Origin of the sequence: Sphaerisporangium viridialbum, assembly GCF_049674955.1 — a bacterium.
Classification (GTDB): domain Bacteria; phylum Actinomycetota; class Actinomycetes; order Streptosporangiales; family Streptosporangiaceae; genus Sphaerisporangium; species Sphaerisporangium viridialbum.
On record NZ_CP187232.1, the window covers coordinates 6,134,535 to 6,154,552 of the forward strand.

Here is a 20,018-nt window from a genome sequence, read left to right on the forward strand (position 1 = left end):
CAGGCGGTGCAAGCGGCCGCCCGGCTCCGGGACGGTGGACGCCTCCGGCCCGGATCACGAACCGTCCCCCAGGAGGGTGAGGGATGTGGGGGCCAGGGCCCGCAGGAAGTCCCGCGCGTCGAACAGCTCGCCCGGGGCCGCCGCGCCCGTTCGGGTGATCCGGCCGTCGAGGATCCGCGCCGTCGCCTCCACCACCAGGGGTGCGGTGGCGGCGTAGATGTCCCTCCCGGACGCGGTCGCGCGGCGCTCCTCCCCGCCCCTGCGCACGACGGCGTCCACGAGGAAGGTCTGCGACGAACGTCCGCTGTCGTCCGCGGCCACGGGCGCCGGGGTGCCGGGGTCCCCGACGTCGCGAAGCGGCTGCTGGTTCATATGGACGTGGATCTCGGGCGTGCTCAGGTGACGCGAGATCGTGACCGAGTCGGCGGTGGCCAGTTCGCTTACCTCCAGCGTGCCGGACGGCGACGGGAAGTTCCATTTCTGGGTCCGGGGCGGCCGAGGGGCAGGGACGAACGTGCCTCCGGTGTAGATCAGGTGCCGGGGCACGTTGACCCGTCCCGTCAGCCGGGTGCCCTCGGTCGGATGCCAGCTGTCGAGCGCTATCCCGATCTCGACGGCGTCCGCGTCCGTCCAGCCGCCGGCCGCCGAGGTCGCCAGCAGGTCGCCGAGCCCGCCGAAGAACGCCATGGACGGGACCACGACCGTGCTCGCGTCCGCCGCGCGCTCGAAGATCGCGAGTGAGACGACCTGCTCCGCTGAGACGTCCAGGTAATGCGCCCCGGCGCGCACGGCGGCGTCGAGCACGGGCACCGCGGTGTGCGCGAACGGCCCGGCGCAGTTGATGACCGCCGCGGCGCCCGACAGCGCGCGGTCGAGCGACCCGGGGTCGTCGGCCGACGCGGGCCTGATCGGCACCCCCGGGAGATCGTTGCCGAGGGCCAGAAGGCGTTCCTCGTCGCGTCCGGAGAGGATCAGCCCGAAGCCGCGCCGCCCGAGCTCGTCGATCACGAATCTCGCGGTGTGGCCGTAAGCGCCGTAGACGGCCACCGTCGTGTTCCTGCTGTTCATGGCTCGATCCTCGCGGTCCCGGCCCGGCAGCACGAGTGTCTGAAGCGACGATATGCGTACACTTTCGGACATGACTTCGGTGGTGCTGGCGCTGTACGAGGGGGCGCTGCTGTTCGAGTCCGCGGTGGCCTGCGAGGTCTTCGGAGTCGACCGTTCCGACCTCGCCGACCCCTGGTACGACTTCCGATCCTGCGGGCCGCCCCGGGCCCTGCTGGGCGACTGGCTGCGCCTCGACTCGCCCCATGGGCTCGACGCCCTGGCGAGCGCGGACACGGTCATCGTCCCGGCGTGCGACGACGTCGAGGCCGACCCGCCTCCCGAACTGCTGGAAGCGCTTCGCGCGGCTCACGACCGCGGCGCCCGCATCGTGTCGCTGTGCACGGGGGCGTTCGTGATCGCCGCCGCCGGGCTCCTGGACGGCAGGCGTGCCACCACGCACTGGCTGCACGCCGACCGGCTCGCGGAACGTCACCCCGCGGTGAAGGTCGAACCGGACGTGCTCTACGTCGATGAGGGATCGGTGCTGACCTCGGCGGGCAAGGGGGCCGCCCTCGACCTGTCCCTGCACATCGTGAGGAACGACTATGGCGCGGCGGTCGCCAACGAGCTGGCGCGCCGCCTCGTCGTGGCGCCGCATCGCGCGGGCGGCCAGGCCCAGTTCGCCGGCGCTCTGCTGTCACGCGGGGACGGTGTGGGCAACACGCTCGCCGCTCTGCATGAATGGGCGCTCGACCGGCTGCATGAGCCGCTGACCGTCCAGGACCTCGCCGGCCGGGCGGGCATGAGCACCCGCAACCTCGCCCGCCACTTCAACGGCGCCGTCGGCGTCACCCCGCTGCGCTGGCTGCACGACCAGCGGATCCGGCGCGCGCAGGAGCTCCTCGAGACCACCGACGCCGGCGTCGAGCAGATCGCGGCGCGTACGGGCATGGGGACCGCGGCCACCCTGCGCAGGCATTTCAACCGGGCCGTCGGCGTCCCGCCCGGCACCTACCGGCGCACCTTCCGCGACGCCGGCGCGGTCGCGCGGATCAAGCGAGCCGCCGACGAGGATGGCGACCGCACCGGCGCATGACGTTCCCTCTGGACAGCACAAGAAGACCGGTGCCGGCAATGAGCGCTCTGCCCTTTTCGGTACTTCGAGGCGAGGAGCGTTCATCAGCGCGATGAGCTACGGTGACCGGCCATGCGAATCCTCATCGTCGGTGCCAGCGGCCTGCTCGGCAGCGAACTCGTACGGCAGTCCGTGTCAGCCGGGTATGAGGTGACCGCAACCTATCTGACCCGCCCAAGAGAGGTACCTGGGGCCGACTGGTTGCCGCTCGATGTTCGTCGCCGTGAGGATGCCGTCCGCCTGATCGGCACACTCCAGCCGGACCTGATCGTCAACGCCGCCTACCGGAACAAGGATTGGACGACGACAGCGGATGGCGCTGCGCATGTCGCCATTGCCGCGTCCATGGCCGGTGGCCGCTTGGTCCATGTTTCCAGCGATGCGGTCTTCTCCGGTACGGCGATGGACTATGACGAGGAGTGCGTCCCTGATCCGGTGAGCCCTTATGGTGCGGCGAAGGCGGCCGCCGAGGTGGCGGTGAAGGCAGTGGCACCGGGCGCGGTGATCACTCGCACATCTTTGATCATCGGTGACGGTGGCTCTGCGCACGAGGAACTGGTGCATTCCCTGGCCACCGGCCATGGGCGTGGAGTGCTGTTCACCGACGATGTTCGCTGCCCCGTCCACGTCAGCGATCTGACCGCGGCGCTCCTGGAGCTCGGGCGTTCCCAGCATCACGGGATCCACCACGTCGCCGGAGCCGATGCGGTCAGCCGATACGAGCTCGGCCGGCTCATCGCCCGCCGTGACGGCCTGGACGTGGGCCGTCTGCCTTACGGCCGCCGCGCTGACACCGATCTCCCTGGACCCCTCGATGTGCGGCTGAACTGCGCCATGACACAGCGACGCCTTGGGACGAGGCTGCGTGGCGCACGGGCATTCCTGACGTAACGATTGACCATGCCAAAAGGCCCGTCCGGGAGAGTGATCACCGCGCGGGTTGGACCGGCTGCTGTTTTTCAGCCTGAGCCGGCTGCCATGCCTGCTTCAATGATCGTTACTCGGCGGCCTCCGGGCGCCGGCTTTGCTGTGATGACGATGGACGGGGGAGCATCAGCAGTGCGGATGAGATTGCGTGATCGCCTGCGGTACTGGTTCGACGGCACGATGGACCGCGGAACACCCGCCTTGATCGGCTGGCTGGGTTTGGCATCGATCGTGCTCATCGCGCTGGTCACGGCCCTGGTGGCCAATTTCACCCACATGGACACCGAGAAGAACGGCGGCTGGCTGGGCGTCACGTGGATGACCCTGATGCGGGCCATCGACCCCGGCACCATGGGCGGCGACACCGGCAGCCCGGTGTTCCTGGGCCTGATGCTCACCGTCACCATCGGCGGCATCTTCATCGTCAGCTCGCTGATCGGTGTGCTCACCACCGGCCTGGAGAACCGCATCGCCCAGCTCCGCAAGGGCAGGTCCCGCCTCATCGAGCACGGCCACACGATCCTGCTCGGCTGGTCGGAGCAGGTGTTCACCGTCATCGAGGAGCTCGTCAAGGCCAACCAGGGCCAGCGGCGTTCCCGCGTGGTCATCCTCGCCGACCGCGACAAGGCCGACATGGACGACGAGATCAGATCCCGCCTGGGCGAGACGGGCCGCACGCGGGTGATCTGCCGCTCCGGCAGCCCACTCAAACGAGCCGACCTCGAACTGGTGAGCCCGGACACCGCCAAGGCGATCATGGTGTTGCCACCCTCTGGCGAGGACGCCGACATCGACGTGATCAAGGCACTGCTGCTGCTGAGCAATCGGCCCTGGCGGGGGGTCCGCCCGCACGTGGTCGCCGCTGTGCAGGACTCGGAGAACTTCGCCGCCGCCCGCTTGGCCGGCGGCGAGGCGGCCCTGGTGATCGACGCCGACGACATCGCCGTGCGCCTCGTCGTGCAGTCACACCGCCAGTCGGGCCTGTCCACGGTCTGCACCGACCTGCTCGACTTCGCCGGGAACGAGATCTACATCCGGCCCGAGCCCGCACTGGTCGGGTCGACCTACGGCCAGGCGCTCAACGCCTACGAGCGCGGCGTACCCATCGGGCTGCGCAAGATCGATGGACGAGTAGTCCTCAACCCTCCGATGGACACCTCCATCGACCCCAAGGATCACATGATCGTGCTCGCGGAGGACGACCTGCTCATCCAGTTGGCCGACTCCCCTCCCCCGATCGAGGAAGAGGCGATCACCTCGGTCCCCGACCAGCCGACGGTGCCCGACCGCACCCTGCTGATCGGCTGGAACTCCCGGGCCACGAAGATCATCGATCTGCTGGAGCGCCTGGTCGAGCCGGGCTCGGTGGTGGACATCGCCGCCCCGCGCAGACCCGACCACGTCCTGGAAACCGGACGACAGCGCCTGACCGTCGGCTACAAGCACTGCCAACCCACCAGCAGAAGATCGCTGGAGGCGCTCGACCTGGGCGGCTACAAGCACATCATCGTGCTGTCGGACGACAGCGTCGATCCCGGCCATGCCGACGACCGCACGCTGGTGACGCTGCTCCACCTGCGTGACATCGAGGTACGGCTCGGCGACCCGTACTCGATCGTGACCGAGATCAACGACGACAACAACCGCGAGGTCTTCCAGGTCACCAAGGCCGACGACTTCATCGTGAGCACCAAGATGATCAGCCTGCTGCTGACCCAGCTCGCCGAGAACCGCCAACTCCACGGGGTCTTCACCCAGCTCTTCGACCCGTCCGGATCGGAGATCTACCTCAGGCCCGCGTCCGACTACGTCACCCCCGGCATGGGGGTGAACTTCGCGACCGTCATCGAGGCGGCCAAACGGCGGGGACAGACCGCCATCGGCTACCGGCTCAAGCGCCACGGCGACCAGCCGCCCTCCTACGGAGTGAGCCTGAATCCGCCCAAGACAACGCCCCTGAGCCTCGGAGCGGATGACAACGTCATCGTGCTGGCCGAAGAGTGACGATGCGGTGCCACGTATGACCTGTGCAGCGGGGACCGCGTGCGGCGGACTGCCGGCGGGTAGTTGAACGCGCCAATTTCCTACTTTCCCTATAGGTATTGACTTAAATATTGCCGGCTGCCTACCATGAGCGCGGCGAGAGGTCAGTGCCCGGCCGGGCCTGCCCCGGCGGCACGATGTGGTGCGCCGACGCGAGCTGACGGGCCGTACAGTGCGGCCGACGAGGAGGCGAACATTGCTGCCCACGCAGGTGTACGTCATCGCGCCCGAGGCCGCTTCGAGCCGTTCCCTGCTGAGCTTCTCCCGCCGCCACATCGACCTGCAGCGGATCACGAGTTCCCTCTGTCGCGGCTGAGCGACCGTGCCCGGGCGACAGCACGCCCCGGCCAGACCGCCATCCTCTCGGATGACCGCCCCGCCGGCCAGGCGCACCGAGCGCACCGGTACCCGCCCCGACCACATTCCGGCGTTGAACTTCCCACCGATCGGTCCGCTCCCGTCCTGCCCAGCACGGGGGCGACCTCGGCGCCTCTCTCGATTCGAGTGGAGTACACGTGCAACGAGCCCCACAGTCCACCGTGGTCCGCCGGCGGCTGATCACGACGCTCGCCGTGGCCGGGTCGATCCTGCTGACCGCCGCCTGCGGCTCGGGCGGCGGAACCGCCGGCGCCGACGGCAACGCCGCCAAGGCCGGCGGAACGCTGACCTTGGCGGTCGGGTCGTACGCCGGCTGCGTCGACCCGCAGCAGGTCGGCAGCAACGACACCATCTACGCCCTGCGGCAGATCGTCGACTCGCTGACCGACCAGGACCCGGCCACGGGCAAGATCGTTCCCTGGCTCGCGGAGCGCTGGGAAGTGAGCCCGGACGCGCGGACCTTCACCTTCCACCTCCGTCCGGGCGCCACGTTCAGCGACCGGACGCCCGTCAACGCCCAGGCGGTCAAGGACACCTTCGACACCGCGCCCAAGCTCGGCGCCAAGGCCAGCCTCGCGATCGGCTACCTCAGCGGGTACACCGGCACCAGGGTCGTCGACGAACTCACCGCGGAGGTCTCGTTCAAGCAGCCCAACGCCCAGTTCCTGCAGGCGACGTCGACCTTCTCGCTCGGCCTGGTCTCGTCGGCGAGCGCCCGGAAGACGGCGGACCAGCGCTGCACCGAGGGGATCGTCGGGTCGGGCCCGTTCACGCTGGAGGGATACCGGGCGAACCAGTCGATCACCCTGGCCAGGCGCACCGGCTACAACTGGGGGTCGTCGCTGTGGGGCAAGCCCGGCGAGGCCTACCTGGACAAGGTGGTGTTCACCATCGTTCCGGAGGCCGGGGTCCGCACCGGCAGCCTCCAGTCCGGACAGGTCGACGCCATCGGCAGCGTCGGCCTCGCCGACGAGAGCACGTTGCAGGGCGGCGGCGACGTCACCCTGCAGGCGCGGGCCAACCCGGGTGTGGTGTTCAACCTGGGGCTCAACAACTCCCGGCCGCTGTCGCGCGACCCCGCGGTGCGCCAGGCGATGCAGGCGGCGATCAACCGGCAGCAGATCGTCGACACGATCTTCCCGACCGGCAGCAAGGCGGCGACCAGCATCCTGGCCCACACCACCCCGTTCTACACGGACCTCAGCGCGCAGCTCGCGGTCGATCCCGGCAAGGCCGCGTCGCTGCTGGACGCGGCCGGCTGGCGGCCCGCTGCCGACGGTATCCGGACCAAGGACGGCGTCCGGCTGAGCCTGACGGTCAACTGGTTCGCCAACGCCGGAACGAACCGGCCGACCCTCGAACTGATCCAGCAGCAGCTCAAGGCGGTCGGCGTCGAGATCCAGCTGCGGGAGCAGCCGATCGCCCAGATCACCCAGATACAGCAGTCCGGCGACTTCGACGCGCTGTGGGGGAACATCACCCGGGCCGACCCGGACATCCTGCGCAGCAGCTACTCGACCGCACTGGCCAACGTGTACCGGCTCCACCCCGGCGAGCTGGACACCGTGCTGGCCGAACAGGCCGCCACCACCGACACCACGAAGCGCCAGGCCCTGGTCAGTGAGGCCCAGCGGCTGATCGTCGAGAACGCGTACATCATCCCGGTGGTGGAGCTGACCACCGAGCTCGGCGTCTCCAAGCGGGTCCACGACCTGGACTTCGAGGCGTCCAGCCGGATCCAGCTGCACGACACCTGGAAGAGCTAGGGGGCGGGGGCGGGCGGGAGGAGCAACCGAGCATGCGTCGATATCTAGCCAGTCGCCTCGGGCAGGCGGTGGTGGTGCTGTGGGCGGCCTACACGGTCTCCTTCCTGGTACTCGACTTCCTGCCCGGCGATCCGGTCTCGACGATGGCCGCCGGCGGGCTCGACCAGGCCGCCATCGACCCGGCGCAGCTCGAGGCGCTGCGCCGGGAGTACGGCTTCGACCAGCCGATCCTTATCCAGTACCTCGGCTACCTGGGCCGGGCGCTGCGCGGCGACTTCGGCAACTCGGTGGCGACCGGGCGGCCGGTGACCTCGACGCTGGCCGACGCGCTGCCCTACACGCTGCAACTGACGGCCGCCGCCCTGGTGCTGGCCGTCCTCGTCGGTGGTGCGCTGGCCCTGTACGCGACCTACACCGCCCACGGCTGGCTGCGTCAGCTGCTGGTGTCGCTGCCGGCGTTGGGCGTGTCGCTGCCCACCTTCTGGATCGGCCTGATGCTCGTCCAGCTCCTGTCGTTCCGGCTCCGGCTGCTGCCCGCGTTCGGCGACGAGGGCGCGGCCAGCCTGATCCTGCCGGCGGTCACCCTCGCCGTACCGACCGGCGCGATGCTCGCACAGTTGCTCGCCAAGAGCCTGCTGACCACGCTCGACGAGCCGTACGTGCAGACCGCCCGGGCCAAGGGCGCGGGCCGGATCCGGGTCCACCTGCGCCACGCGTTGCGCAACGCCGCCCTGCCGGCGCTCACCATGGTCGGCATCCTGGTCGGCAACCTGATGGCGGGCTCGGTCGTCGTCGAGACGGTCTTCTCCCGCAACGGCGTCGGCCGGGAGACCGTCAGCGCCGTGACGGTGCAGGACATCCCGGTGGTCCAGGGCGTCGTGGTCTTCGGCGCGTTGACCTTCGTGCTGGCCAACCTCGCCGTCGACCTGATCTATCCGCTCTTCGATCCGCGAATCGTCGTCGCCGCCGCCCGGCCAAGGAGTACCGGATGAGTCAATCGCTGGCCGGCGAAGTGCTGCCGGGGACCGGGCCGGACCCGGACCGACCGCACCACCCGGAACCGGTCGAGCCGGGCGTCATCCGCGGCGCCGAGGTGCGGCGGATGATCCGGTTCTTGCTGCGGCGTCCCGGGCTGGTGCTCTCCGCCCTGGTGGTCGCCCTCGTTGTGCTGGCGGCCTTCTGGCCGACGCTGTTCACCTCGCGCGACCCCCTGCTCGGGGTACCCGTCGACCGGTTCCAGGGCCCCGGTGCCCAGCACTGGTTCGGCACCGACGAGCTCGGGCGGGACCTCTACTCGCGGGTCGTGCACGGCGCGGCGCTCTCCCTCAAGGCGACGTTGATCGCGGTCGGGGTCGCCTTCGTCGTCGGCGGCACGATGGGGCTGGTCGCCGGCTTCGTCGGCCGGTGGGGCGAGGACGTGCTGATGCGGATCGTCGACGTGCTGCTGGCCATACCCGCGCTGTTCCTCTCCCTCGCCCTGGTCACCGCGCTCGGCTTCGGCACCGTCAAGGTCGCCGTCGCGGTCGGTCTCGCCAGCGTCGCGAGCTTCGCCCGGGTGATGCGGGCGGAGGTGCTGCGGGTACGCCAGGCCGTCTACGTCGAGGCCGCCCGCTCCACCGGGGCCCGCTGGTACTCGGTCCTGCTCCGGCACGTGCTGCCGAACGCCATGGGCCCGGTGCTCGTCCTGGCCACCCTCGAATTCGGCATCGCGGTCCTGGCCGTGTCGTCGCTGAGCTTCCTCGGGTACGGCGCCCCACCGCCCGCCCCGGAGTGGGGGACACTGATCTCCACCGGCCGGAACTACCTGGCGAACGCGTGGTGGCTCTCGACGCTGCCCGGCCTGATGGTCGCGGCCACCGTCCTGGCCACCAACCGGATCGCCCGCGCCCTCGACGGAGAGTGGACGACCCAGCGATGAGCACGCCGAGCGGTCCGGCCGTGATGCCGGAGGACCTCCTCGAAATCAGCGACCTCGCGGTCTCCTACCGGTCGCGGTCGGGGGTGGTCCACGCCGTCGACGGCGTGGACCTGACGGTCCGCGCCGGTGAGATCGTCGCGGTCGTCGGCGAGTCGGGCTCCGGCAAGAGCACGACGGCACACGCGGTCATCGGCCTGCTGCCCGGCACCGGCCGGATCGACGCCGGCCGGATCCGGTTCGGCGGGCGGGACCTCGCCGGCCTGTCCGAGCGGGAGCTACGGCTGGTCCGGGGGGCTCAGATCGGGCTCATCCCACAGGACCCGACCGTGTCGCTCAACCCGGTGCAGCGCATCGGTGACCAGGTGGCGGAGGTGCTGCGGCTGCACGGCCTGGCGGACCGCCGCTCCGCGCCGCTGGACGCCGTCGATCTGCTGGAGCGGGCGGGTCTGCCCGACCCGGCCGTCCGGGCCCGGCAGTACCCGCATGAGCTCTCCGGCGGGATGCGACAGCGGGTGCTGATCGCCATGGCGATCGCCGCCAAGCCGAAGCTGATCATCGCCGACGAGCCGACCAGCGCGCTCGACGTCACCGTCCAGCGGCTGATCCTCGACCACATCCAGAGCCTGACCGAGGCGCTCGGCACGGCCGTCCTGCTGGTGACCCACGACCTCGGCATCGCCGCCGACCGGGCGCAACGGATCGTGGTGATGTCGCGCGGCCGGGTGGTCGAGGCCGGACCGGCCCGGCAGATCCTCGATCAACCGAGCCACCCGTACACCCGAGAGTTGCTGCGCAGCGCCCCGAGCCTGGCGGTCGCCCGCCCGGCCGCGCCGCCGCGGCCCGCTCCGGGCCGGGCGGCGGCCGACCGGCCCCTGGTGACGGTCGAGAACCTGGCCAAGGAGTTCCCGCTCCCCCGGGTGGCCGGCGGCGGCGCGCGGTCGGTGCGCGCGGTGCACGACGTGAGTTTCTCGATCAACCGGGGCGAGACCTTCGCCCTCGTCGGCGAGTCCGGCTCCGGCAAGTCGACGACGGCCCGCCTGGTCCTGCGCCTGGTGGAGCCGAGCGCCGGGCGGATCTCCTTCGACGGCATGGAGATCACCCGGGCCCGGGGGGAGGCGTTGCGCCGGTTGCGCCGGCGTGCCCAGCTCATCTACCAGAATCCGTACGCGTCGCTCGACCCGCGCTTCCCGATCAGCGAGGTGATCACCGAACCGTTGCGCGTGTTCCGCGTCGGCGACCGGGCCTCCCGGCGGGCGCGCGCCCGCGAGCTCGTCGACCGGGTCGCGCTGCCGGCCTCGGTCCTGGACCGCAGGCCCGCGGAACTGTCCGGTGGGCAACGCCAGCGGGTCGCCATCGCCCGGGCACTGGCGCTCTCCCCGGACCTCGTGGTCTGCGACGAGCCGGTCTCCGCGCTGGACGTCTCGGTGCAGGCCCAGGTCCTCGAGTTGCTCGCCGAACTGCAGGCGGCCACCGGCGTCGCGTACCTGTTCATCTCCCACGACCTCGCCGTGGTGCGGCAGATCGCCCACCGGGTGGCCGTCATGCGGGCCGGCCGGATCGTCGAGATCGGCACGACCGGCGAACTCTTCGACCGCCCGAACCACGCCTACACCCGCGAGCTGCTCGCGGCCATCCCCGGCGGGCGATACGCCTGACCGGGACCGCCGCACACCCCGCCCGCCGGTCGCGAAGCTCGCGCACGGCAAGCTGCTCGTCGAGCGTGGCACGGAGATCGACGCGCGCATGCTGGGTGACACGAGCCGGCCATTGAAGGAACTGTTGAACCGGCAGCCGTTCGCGTAGACGTCAGTCGCCGAGCGGAAAACGATTCACCTCAAGCCAGAGCGCGGGCCGTTCTTGAAACGGCCGGACTGAAGTCGACGGGATCCCGCGCCCTGGCCGCCGGTTGAGCGTGCCCGCTCCTTTCAGACGCGCCAGGGCATGTGCTGGAGAGTCCAGGTGTTGCCGTCCGGGTCGGCGAAGTGGGCGTAGTAGACACCGCCCAGGTCCTCGACCGGACCCACGTCCGCACCGCGCTCGAGGAGTGCCTCGCGAGCCTCCTCGATGTCACTCACTACCAGGTGCAGGCCGCGCAACGTACCGACCGGCATGTCGAGGGATGAGATGCCCTCGGTCAGGGCGATCGAGCAGGCCGAGCCCGGTGGGGTGAGCTGGACGATTCGAACCCCGTCCGAGGGCCGCACGTCGACGTCCACGTGGAAGCCGAGGCGGTCAGCGTAGAAGGCCTTGGCCCGGTCGATGTCCGTGACGGGCACCGGGACGAGCTCCAGGAGAAGCATGCCGGGACGGACGGGCGGTGCGGTGAGGTCGGCCGGGATATCGGCGATGCCGGTCGGGATTTCGTCCTGCGTGGGCTGGGTGTCGTTCATCGCAGCTCGCCTTTCAAGGTCGTCTCGTTGAGCATCTCGGCGAGACGCTGGTACGCCTCGTCCACGCCGCGTCTCATGGGGGTACGGAGCGCGCTGTCGCGGATCTCCCGCGAGGGGTAGCGCACCGTGGTGGTCATCGCGGTCCGGTCGTCCTGCTCGTCGAAGACGGTGGTGACGAGGGACTCTCCTGCGTCCCAGCCGTCGTAGACCTCGCTCTGAACCAGCCGGCCGGGCGCGTCGACCCCGCGGAACACCCCGCCGTGGCCCAACTCGGCACCGCCCGGCCCGCGCGACACGAAGCGCCAGACACCGCCCGGACGCAGGTCGATCTCACAGACGACAAGGTGCCAGCCACGCGCGCCATACCACCGCCGGAGCAGCTCGGGCCGGGTGAACGCGTCGAAGACGAGCCGGCGGGGTGCGGCGAACGTCCTGGTCAGCACAAGGTCGGTGTCGGACAGTGCCCGTACCGTCAGACCTTCGGTCTTCTCCTGCCGCGACATCACGGGCTCTCCCGTTCAACGGCGTTCGGTCCGCCGTGCTTGAGTTCGCCGAGCAGGTCGTCCAGCCTCTGATAGCTCTCCTCCCAGTAGGAACGGTAGCTCGCCAGCCAATCAATGGCGTCCTTGAGCGGGCCGGCCTCCAGCCGGCAGGGCCTGCGCTGCGCGTCGCGTCCGCGAGAGATCAGTCCGGCGCGCTCCAGCACCCGCAGGTGCTTGGAGATGCCCGGCTGGCTCATCGCAAACGGCGCGGCCAATTCGGTCACCGTGGCCTCGCCTTCCATCAGCCGGGCCAGAATCGCCCGCCGGGTCGGATCGGCCAGTGCGGCGAACGTTGCGTCGAGAACGTCGGCAGCCATGTTAATTACCTTCCGGTTCTATAACCAGATGGTTTATATCGTGCTGGGTTCGGCCCTGTCAAGGACTTCGAACTTGACGCCGGCACCGTCGCAGGGGGCTCTGCCCCCGCACCCCGGCCCTCTTGCGGAGTCAACGCGGATGAGCTCCGGTGGCTGGGCCGGCGAAAATCGGTCGCCCCTTCCGCCCACCCTGCGCCACCATGGCCATAGCCGTGGGTATTCAGAGGGGTGGATGGCCGTGCTGGGATTACTTGATGCTCCCGGAGACAAACCGTCCGCCCGAAGGTCGGCCGTTCTGCTGGCGCTGCGGTATTACAACGGGGAGTTGCTGAACCAGTGGCGGGTCGCCGTGCCCGCGCTGATCTCGCCGGCGTTGGGGAACATATGCCTGTTCTATCTGGCGCCGCTGGCGGTAGGCGGGATCGTGGGGCGTCTGTCCGAGGGCGGGGACAGCACCATTGCCGTGCTCATGCCGTACGTGCTCAGCTTCGGTGCGTTCCTGATCGCGGGCGAGGCGCTGTGGCGGGTGGGTCTGCACTTCCTGTTCCGTACGGGGGCAAGGGGTATCGAGCGGCTCGGTGTGATGGGCATGGAGAAGCTGCTGGCCAAGGACGCCGCGTTCTTCCACGACAACTTCGCCGGCTCGCTGACCAAACGGGTGCTGAGTTTCTCCAGCGGGTTCGAGGGTTTCACGGACACGCTCACGTTTTCGATCATCGCCAAGGTGGTGCCGCTGGCGTTCGCCTCGGTGGTGCTGTGGCGGTATCACCCGCTACTGGTCTTCGTCCTCGTGGGCCTCATCATCGTGACCGGCTTCCTCGTCGCCCCGCTCATCCGCCGTCGCCAGAGGCTGGTGGACCAGCGCGAGGCCGCCAAGGTACGGGTGTCCGGGCATGTCGCCGACGTGCTGGCCAACATGGACACGGTCCGCGCGTTCGCCGCCGAGGACCGCGAGGCCCTGGAGCACCAGGCCCGGCTCGCCGAGCAGCGCAGGCTGACGCTCCGTTCCTGGGACTACGGCAACCTCCGGGTGGACACCGTCGTCGCACCGCTGTCGGTCCTCACCAGCACCATCGGCCTGCTCCTCGCCGTCTCCCTCCGCGGTGGCCTAGGCGTCGAGGTCATCGTGGTGACGTTCACCTACTACGCGAACGCGATCAACCTCATGTTCGAGTTCAACCAGATCTACCGTCGCATGGAGAGCGTGCTCACCGAGGCCGCCCAGTTCACCGAGCTTCTCCTCACACCGCCGGGCGTGGTCGACCCGGACGACCCGCAACCGCTGCGCCCGGCCGACGCCGGCCTCCACTTCGAGCAGGTGACGTTCGCGCACGCCGGCAATCCGCTCCTGTTCGACGGCCTGGACCTGGACATCACCACCGGCACCAAGATCGGCCTGGTCGGCCGGTCCGGCGGTGGCAAGACCACCCTCACCCGGCTGCTGCTCCGCCTCATGGACATCGACGGCGGCCGGATCCTGATCGGCGGACAGGACATCGCGCGGCTCAACCAGGCCGACCTGCGCAGCCTGATCGCGTACGTCCCCCAGGAGCCCGCCCTGTTCCACCGGTCGTTGCGCGACAACATCGCCTTCGCCCGGCCGGGCGCCACCGACGCCGAGATCTACCGGGCCGCGCAGGCGGCGCACGTCACGGAGTTCGCCGAGGCTCTGCCGAGCGGCTTCGACACGCTGGTCGGGGAGCACGGCGTCAAACTCTCCGGCGGCCAGCGGCAGCGCGTCGCCCTCGCCCGCGCCATCCTGCGCGACGCGCCGATCCTGTTGCTCGACGAGGCCACGAGCGCGCTGGACTCCGAGAGCGAGATCCTCGTCCAGGAAGCCCTGTGGGGCCTGATGCGTGACCGTACCGCCCTCGTGGTGGCGCACCGGCTGAGCACAGTCGTCCGCATGGACCGCTTGGTCGTAATCGACCAGGGCCGCATCGTGGAACAGGGCAATCACCGCGAACTCCTCCAGGCCCAGGGGCCGTACGCCCGGCTGTGGCACCACCAATCCGGCGGCTTCCTGGTCGAAAAGGGCACCTCAGACGCCGTCCACCGCTGACGTGTCCTCGCCCAGGCGATCCCGTAGAACCAGTGGATGGACGCCATGATCTGTACGACGGTGACGCGGACGCCCTTTGCCAACGCAGGAGCAGCGAGACGCGCTCACGGCCCGCGATCCTGACCGGCTGTCGCAGCCCGTCCGATTTGTTCGATCTTGTGGATGCTCGAAACGCCGCCGAGCCGCAACTTTCGCCTCTTACATGTAAGTTTCAGCGGCGCGGCATCGTCCTCCCAGATTGTCAGGGCGAACCGATCGCGGTGTTTGAGGTCCCGCGGCCCGCGTGCCTACGGTGCCGACATCCGCACAGTGATCCGGTCAAGGAGTCCATCATGCGCGCCCGCGTCGTCCCTGCCCTGATTCTGGCTCTGCTCGCGCTGGTCGTCACCGCTCCCGAGGCGCGCGCCCAGGTGGTGGGCGGCTTCGACTTCTCCCGAGCGCAGGTCTCCGTCACGGGCCTTCAGGTGCCCTGGGGCCTGGCGTTCCTGCCGGACGGCAGCGCGCTGGTATCCGAACGCAACACCGGACGCATCCTGCAGGTGCGGCCGGGCCAGACGCCCACGGCGGTCGCCACCATCAGTGGGGTGGGCGCCTCGGGTGAGAGCGGCCTGCTCGGCATCGCCGTGTCGCCCAACTACGCCCAGGACGGCTGGGTGTACGCCTACTTCACGAGCACCACCGGGGACAACCGCCTGGTCAGGCTGCAACTTGCCGCGCCTCAGACGCAGACGGTGCTCTTCTCCGGGGTTCCGAGCAACACCTTCCACGACGGCGGCCGCATCGCCTTCGGGCCGGACGGCATGCTCTACGTGGCGACCGGCGACGCCGGCGACTCCGCCAACGCTCAGAACGTCAACAGCCCCGCAGGGAAGATCCTGCGTATGACGCCCACCGGCGGTGTGCCCGCGGACAATCCGATCGCGGGCTCCCGCGTCTGGACCTACGGCCACCGCAACGTCCAGGGCCTGACCTGGGACTCCCAGGGCAGAATGTACGCCGCCGAGTTGGGGCAGAACACCTGGGACGAGGTCAACCAGATCGTCGCGGGCTCCAACTACGGCTGGCCGACGTGCGAGGGCACCTGCACCAACCCCTCCTTCCGCAACCCGATCGTCACGTGGACGACCGCCGAGGCGTCGCCGAGCGGGCTGGCCTGGGCCAACAACACGCTCTTCGTCGCCGCGCTACGCGGCCAGCGGCTCTGGACGGTGCCGCTGACCGGCGCCGGGACGCCCGGCACCCCGCTGGCCGAGTTCCAGTCCGCCTACGGGCGGCTCCGCACGGTCGCGGTCGGGCCGGACGGCTGGCTCTGGGTGGCGACCAGCAACAGGGACGGCCGCGGCACCCCGGTGGCGCAGGACGACCGCATCGTCCGCGTCCCCCCGGCCACCACCGGGAGCGACACCACCCCGCCGACCGCGCCGACCGGCCTCGCCGCGTCGGGGACGACCTCCACCGGCACCACCCTGACCTGGACCGCCTCCACCGACAACGTGGGCGTGACCGGCTATGACGTCCTGCGCGCGCCGGGCGCGTCCAGCGGCGCCTTCACGCAGGTGGGGACCTCGGCCACTACCTCGTTCGCCGACACCGGGCTCACCGCGAACACCACCTACCGTTACCAGGTCCGGGCCCGCGATGCGGCGGGCAACCTCTCGCCGGTGTCGAACTCGGCGACCGTCACCACCACCCCGGGCAGCGGGGGCACTGGCGGATGCTCGGTGACGGCGACCGTCCAGTCGCAGTGGGGGAACGGGTACGTGATCCAGCCGGTCACGGTCGCCAACACCGGCACGTCCGCGATCAACGGCTGGACGGTGACCTTCACGCTGCCGAGCGGCCACGCCGTAACCGGCTCGTGGAACACCACGCTGACCGTCAGCGGGCAGACCGTCACGGCGAGGAGCGCCGGGCACAACGGCGCGCTCGGCCCCGGCCAGAGCACCACCTTCGGCTTCCAGGCGGGCCGGCCGAACGGCGACACCCAGACGCCGTCCGGCTACCGGTGCACGAGCCCCTGAGTCAGCCACGCCTGAGAGAATCGGCGCGCCACCCGGCATCGGCGGGGATCGATCCCCCGGCGACGCCGGGTGGCGCGCCGGCCCGTCCACGGCCAGGCGGGCCACTGCCCGCCACCAGCCGTGATCCCGACACCCACACCAGAGTCCGCCACGACCGCGTGGACCAATCCCTGCGGCTCGGCGGCCGGCTGTACCACATCGGCATCGGACGAACCCACGCCCGAACCCACGTCGTCCTACTCGTCGCCGATCTTCACGTCCGTGTCGTCGCCGCCACCGGAGAGCTCCTCCGCGAGCTGGCCATCGACCCAACCCGCGACTACCAGCTACAAAACAAGAAACCCGGGGAGATCCGCCCCAATTTCCTGAGGAGGCGACCGCGTGAGTCTCCTGGCTCTCGGGTCAAAGCTCGCCCCGGCCTTCCCACCCAGAATCCGGGCAGTGGCATCGTCGGGGTCCGCTCGCCGATCACAGTGGCGGGACCGCGCCGGATTCACACCGGCTTCCTCGTTCCACCGTCGCCTACGCGGACCATATTCGCATAAGACACATAACTCGCAAAGACGCCGCCAGTGGCCCGTCGCGACCCGCGGCGACAGGAATGACATTCTTCAGGGCCACCGCCGCCCAAGGACACTACGGGCAAGAACCGCCCACGGAACTCCGCGGGTCAGAGCGGGAGCTATGCGGCGAGGACGATGACGGCGCCGACCAGATAGATGCAGCCGGCGATCGAGACGGCGACGCCCGCGGCGACAGGTGTCCACGCCGACACGACAGATGCCGCTGGCCGGCCCTTCATGCGGCGGGTGAGCAGCCCGTGGCCCTGGATCGTGGCGACGCCCACCGCGGTCAGCGTTACGGCCATTCCCACACCGAACACCAACACGAGCACGACCGCGTCGAGCGCCCGCCCGGTGAGCAGGCCGCTCACCAGCACGATGAACGCCGACGGCGACGGCAGCAGGCCACCGGACAGGGCCAGAGCGATCAGGCCCTTCCGGGACCACGGATCGGTGAGCGCCTCCTCATGCCCGTGACCGTGCCCGTGACCGTGCCCATGCCCATGCCCATGGCCGTGTGCGTGCTCACGCTGCCGCAACCGGGCGCGCAGGTGCCGGACCGCGAGATGCACGCCGACTCCGATGACGACGACGGCGGCCACCACCTGCATCCAGGCGGTGACCGACTCCGCGCCCACGCCGGCGAGGCCGGAGACGCCGACCCAGACCAGTGCCAGCACCAGTACGGAGAAGGTGTGCATGATGGCGACGATGACGCCGAGCCGTACGGCGTCGCGGTAACGGCCGTGAGTGCCCACCAGGTAGGCGGCGGTGACGCTCTTGCCATGCCCCGGTGCGACCGCGTGCATCGCGCCGACGCCGAGGGCGATGGCCAGCGCGATCCAGAAGACGCCCCCGCCGTCGAAGAACGCGATGAACCGGCTGTCGAAGCTGCTCAGACCCGTCATGCCGACTTCCTCCTGCGCCGCACCCGCAGCGCCACATAACCGCCGAGCCCTGCAACGACTACGACAGCCAAGCCGATGGCGAAGCCGATGACCGCGGTCGGTTTGCCGCCGGAAGCGGAGAAGCTCAGATTTTGCGTGGCCGTCAACGCTGTGAACAGCTTTTGCGTGGGAGCGCCCGGCGTCACGGCGGTGACCATGGTGCGGTAGTTCGCGTTGAGGTCGACCAGGGCGCCTATGGTGACGTCGAGGTCGTCCACCGGCTGGGGGCAGTCGAAGCTGAACCGGGCGCCATAATCGGTCACCCCCACCAGCGACGCCAACTGTTCTGCGCACGGCCGGCCGTCCTGCGACACGGTGATCTTACTGGTCAGGTAGTCGCGGACCACGGTCGAACGCTCCAGCTTCTGTTCGCCGGTCAGTTCTGGCGCCGGGTCTTTGAAGGCGCCCTTCGCCTCTCCCAGCGCGACCCAGTCGTCTGGACTCGCCGTGTATACGAGCGCCACGTGCGATCCGGTGACACTGATCCGCGCCGTGGCCGGCGGGCCGAAGGGATGCGCGGAAGCGGGTGTGGCGGAGGCCACCATGACCGGCAGCACCGCCGACACGAGCAGCGCAGCCGCCAGCGCACGGGAACGGATGTTCACGCAATCTCCTGCACGAGCCGACTGGATCCGCGACTGCTGCAGCGGCGGCTCCGGCACCCGGCCTAGATCACCCGGCCACGGCGATAACCGGACCCGTGATCTCCGACTGGCGCTTGGACAGCAGGCCCCGCAGGGTCTCGTCTGGCGCACGGAGGACGGACGTTGATCATGATTAGACGTCCGAGCTTGTCGGCCGTGCGGAACCCGTCGAAAGATCGGGTCCCGGAGTGTCGCTGCCGCAGGTCACGGCGAGCGATGACATTCAGCCAGGCCTCGTGGGCGGGAGGGCGACCAGTGCGCAACCAGTGAATGAATTTCCGATTTGCCCAGATTGCACGCGTGGGAGTACAGCGCACAAACGTCCGGCGAACCCTCGGAAGGCGGGCCGACGCGGCGGCCGTCATCACGCGGTGTTCGCGCCCACAGGCTACGCCGAGGTAGTAGGAGGCGGCGGAGCGGTCCTCGTGCTGCGCCGGCCCCCCACGCCCGCTCTGTCCAACGGGTCAAAGGAACGGCTGCGCGCGGATGTCAGGCACGGTCGCCGAGAGTCCGGGGCCCGGTACGGCCGGGCCGTACCCCCATGTATCCCGCTCACCTTCTGCAGGCTATCTTATTGCGAGGAAGTCGCAATAAGATACTGTAGCTTCTGCGATATTGCCGCAATAGCGAGATATATGCGGACAGGCAGACTGCGTCCTGAGTGGTGCCGCGGGAGTTCGGCGGCACTTCACCCGCTGCTGAGGAGATACGCATGGGTCAGTACGTTCTTCCGGACATGCCCTACGACTACGCGGCGCTCGAGCCGGCCATCACGGGCGAGATCCTGGAGTTGCATCACGCCAAGCACCACGCGGCCTACGTGAAGGGCGCCAACGACACTCTGGACAAGCTGGCCGAGGCCAGGGACAAGAGTGAGTTCGGCGGGCTGGTCGGGCTGGAGAAGACCTTCGCCTTCAACCTGTCGGGCCACGTCCTGCACACGATCTTCTGGCAGAACCTCTCCCCCGACGGCGGCGACCGCCCCGACGGCGCCCTCGGTGAGGCGATCACCGAGCACTTCGGCTTCACCACGGCGACGAGCACCGTCCAGGGCTCCGGCTGGGGCGTGCTGGCATGGGAACCGCTCGGACGGCGACTGGTGGTGGAGCAGGTCTACGACCACCATGGCAACGTCGGCATGAACACCACCCCGCTGCTGGTCTTCGACGCCTGGGAGCACGCCTACTACCTGCAGTACCGCAACGTCCGGCCGGACTACGTCGAAAAGCTCTGGTCCCTCGTCAACTGGACCGACGTCATCACCCGCTTCACCGCCGCCAAGGGCGCATGACCCCATGACCGCGGCGCCCGCCGACCG

General features: G+C 69.7%; 16 protein-coding genes and 1 riboswitch. Of the genes, 10 read left to right on the top strand and 6 right to left on the bottom strand.

The window, feature by feature from the left end; translation table 11 throughout:
- Positions 1 to 54: 54 nt before the first annotated feature.
- The gene (locus tag ACOZ38_RS27520; protein WP_424534055.1) at positions 55 to 1,068 is read right to left on the bottom strand and encodes a saccharopine dehydrogenase family protein; all 1,014 of its coding nucleotides are present in this window, start codon (positions 1,066 to 1,068) and stop codon (positions 55 to 57) included.
- A 70-nt stretch (positions 1,069 to 1,138) separates the two neighbouring features.
- Between ACOZ38_RS27520 and ACOZ38_RS27525 the strand changes: the two genes are divergently transcribed.
- From ACOZ38_RS27525 to ACOZ38_RS27555, 7 genes are all read left to right on the top strand, one after another.
- A complete protein-coding gene (locus ACOZ38_RS27525) occupies positions 1,139 to 2,143 on the top strand; it encodes a helix-turn-helix domain-containing protein (protein ID WP_424534056.1) in 1,005 nt (334 codons plus the stop codon).
- A gap of 111 nt (positions 2,144 to 2,254) precedes the next feature.
- Complete coding sequence (locus tag ACOZ38_RS27530; RefSeq protein WP_424534057.1) at positions 2,255 to 3,073, top strand: SDR family oxidoreductase; 819 nt, start codon at positions 2,255 to 2,257, stop codon at positions 3,071 to 3,073.
- A gap of 174 nt (positions 3,074 to 3,247) precedes the next feature.
- Positions 3,248 to 5,113, top strand: a complete 1,866-nt coding sequence (locus ACOZ38_RS27535; protein WP_424534058.1) for a CASTOR/POLLUX-related putative ion channel — start codon at positions 3,248 to 3,250, stop codon at positions 5,111 to 5,113.
- A 554-nt stretch (positions 5,114 to 5,667) separates the two neighbouring features.
- A complete protein-coding gene (locus ACOZ38_RS27540; RefSeq protein ID WP_424534059.1) occupies positions 5,668 to 7,296 on the top strand; it encodes an ABC transporter substrate-binding protein in 1,629 nt (542 codons plus the stop codon).
- A gap of 32 nt (positions 7,297 to 7,328) precedes the next feature.
- Positions 7,329 to 8,288 carry an ABC transporter permease gene (locus tag ACOZ38_RS27545; protein ID WP_424534060.1) on the top strand — a complete coding sequence of 320 codons (960 nt, stop codon included), beginning with the start codon at positions 7,329 to 7,331 and terminating at the stop codon, positions 8,286 to 8,288.
- Positions 8,285 to 9,214, top strand: a complete 930-nt coding sequence (locus ACOZ38_RS27550; RefSeq protein ID WP_424534061.1) for an ABC transporter permease — start codon at positions 8,285 to 8,287, stop codon at positions 9,212 to 9,214. The genes ACOZ38_RS27545 and ACOZ38_RS27550 overlap by 4 nt, the downstream gene beginning before the upstream one ends.
- The gene (locus ACOZ38_RS27555; RefSeq protein WP_424534062.1) at positions 9,211 to 10,869 is read left to right on the top strand and encodes a dipeptide ABC transporter ATP-binding protein; all 1,659 of its coding nucleotides are present in this window, start codon (positions 9,211 to 9,213) and stop codon (positions 10,867 to 10,869) included. Before ACOZ38_RS27550 ends, ACOZ38_RS27555 begins: the two co-directional genes overlap by 4 nt.
- Before the next feature lie 270 nt (positions 10,870 to 11,139).
- On the opposite strand, the gene ACOZ38_RS27560 is transcribed toward ACOZ38_RS27555, so the two are convergent.
- Genes ACOZ38_RS27560 through ACOZ38_RS27570 form a run of 3 tightly spaced genes read right to left on the bottom strand, consistent with a single transcriptional unit; the run spans position 11,140 to position 12,463 of the window.
- Positions 11,140 to 11,604 (bottom strand): VOC family protein, encoded by a 465-nt coding sequence (locus tag ACOZ38_RS27560; protein WP_424534063.1) that lies wholly within the window; start codon positions 11,602 to 11,604, stop codon positions 11,140 to 11,142.
- A complete protein-coding gene (locus tag ACOZ38_RS27565; RefSeq protein ID WP_424534064.1) occupies positions 11,601 to 12,107 on the bottom strand; it encodes an SRPBCC family protein in 507 nt (168 codons plus the stop codon). Before ACOZ38_RS27565 ends, ACOZ38_RS27560 begins: the two co-directional genes overlap by 4 nt.
- The gene (locus tag ACOZ38_RS27570) at positions 12,107 to 12,463 is read right to left on the bottom strand and encodes an ArsR/SmtB family transcription factor (RefSeq protein ID WP_405151198.1); all 357 of its coding nucleotides are present in this window, start codon (positions 12,461 to 12,463) and stop codon (positions 12,107 to 12,109) included. Before ACOZ38_RS27570 ends, ACOZ38_RS27565 begins: the two co-directional genes overlap by 1 nt.
- 238 nt (positions 12,464 to 12,701) lie before the next feature.
- Between ACOZ38_RS27570 and ACOZ38_RS27575 the strand changes: the two genes are divergently transcribed.
- Entirely contained in the window at positions 12,702 to 14,525 is a 1,824-nt protein-coding gene (locus ACOZ38_RS27575) for an ABC transporter ATP-binding protein (protein WP_424534065.1), read from the top strand.
- 332 nt (positions 14,526 to 14,857) lie between these two features.
- Positions 14,858 to 16,546 (top strand): PQQ-dependent sugar dehydrogenase, encoded by a 1,689-nt coding sequence (locus tag ACOZ38_RS27580; protein ID WP_424534066.1) that lies wholly within the window; start codon positions 14,858 to 14,860, stop codon positions 16,544 to 16,546.
- Positions 16,547 to 16,909: 363 nt separating this feature from the next.
- Positions 16,910 to 17,098: riboswitch (cobalamin riboswitch) on the bottom strand.
- Positions 17,099 to 17,228: 130 nt separating this feature from the next.
- On the opposite strand, the gene ACOZ38_RS27585 is transcribed toward ACOZ38_RS27580, so the two are convergent.
- Together ACOZ38_RS27585 and ACOZ38_RS27590 are read right to left on the bottom strand one after the other, a co-directional pair.
- Positions 17,229 to 18,017, bottom strand: coding sequence for a nickel/cobalt transporter (locus ACOZ38_RS27585; protein WP_424534067.1), 789 nt, complete (start codon positions 18,015 to 18,017; stop codon positions 17,229 to 17,231).
- Positions 18,014 to 18,661 (bottom strand): hypothetical protein, encoded by a 648-nt coding sequence (locus tag ACOZ38_RS27590; RefSeq protein WP_424534068.1) that lies wholly within the window; start codon positions 18,659 to 18,661, stop codon positions 18,014 to 18,016. The genes ACOZ38_RS27585 and ACOZ38_RS27590 overlap by 4 nt, the downstream gene beginning before the upstream one ends.
- Positions 18,662 to 19,412: 751 nt before the next feature.
- Here ACOZ38_RS27590 and ACOZ38_RS27595 point away from each other — a divergent pair.
- Complete coding sequence (locus tag ACOZ38_RS27595; protein WP_424534069.1) at positions 19,413 to 19,991, top strand: superoxide dismutase; 579 nt, start codon at positions 19,413 to 19,415, stop codon at positions 19,989 to 19,991.
- Positions 19,992 to 20,018: the final 27 nt, after the last annotated feature.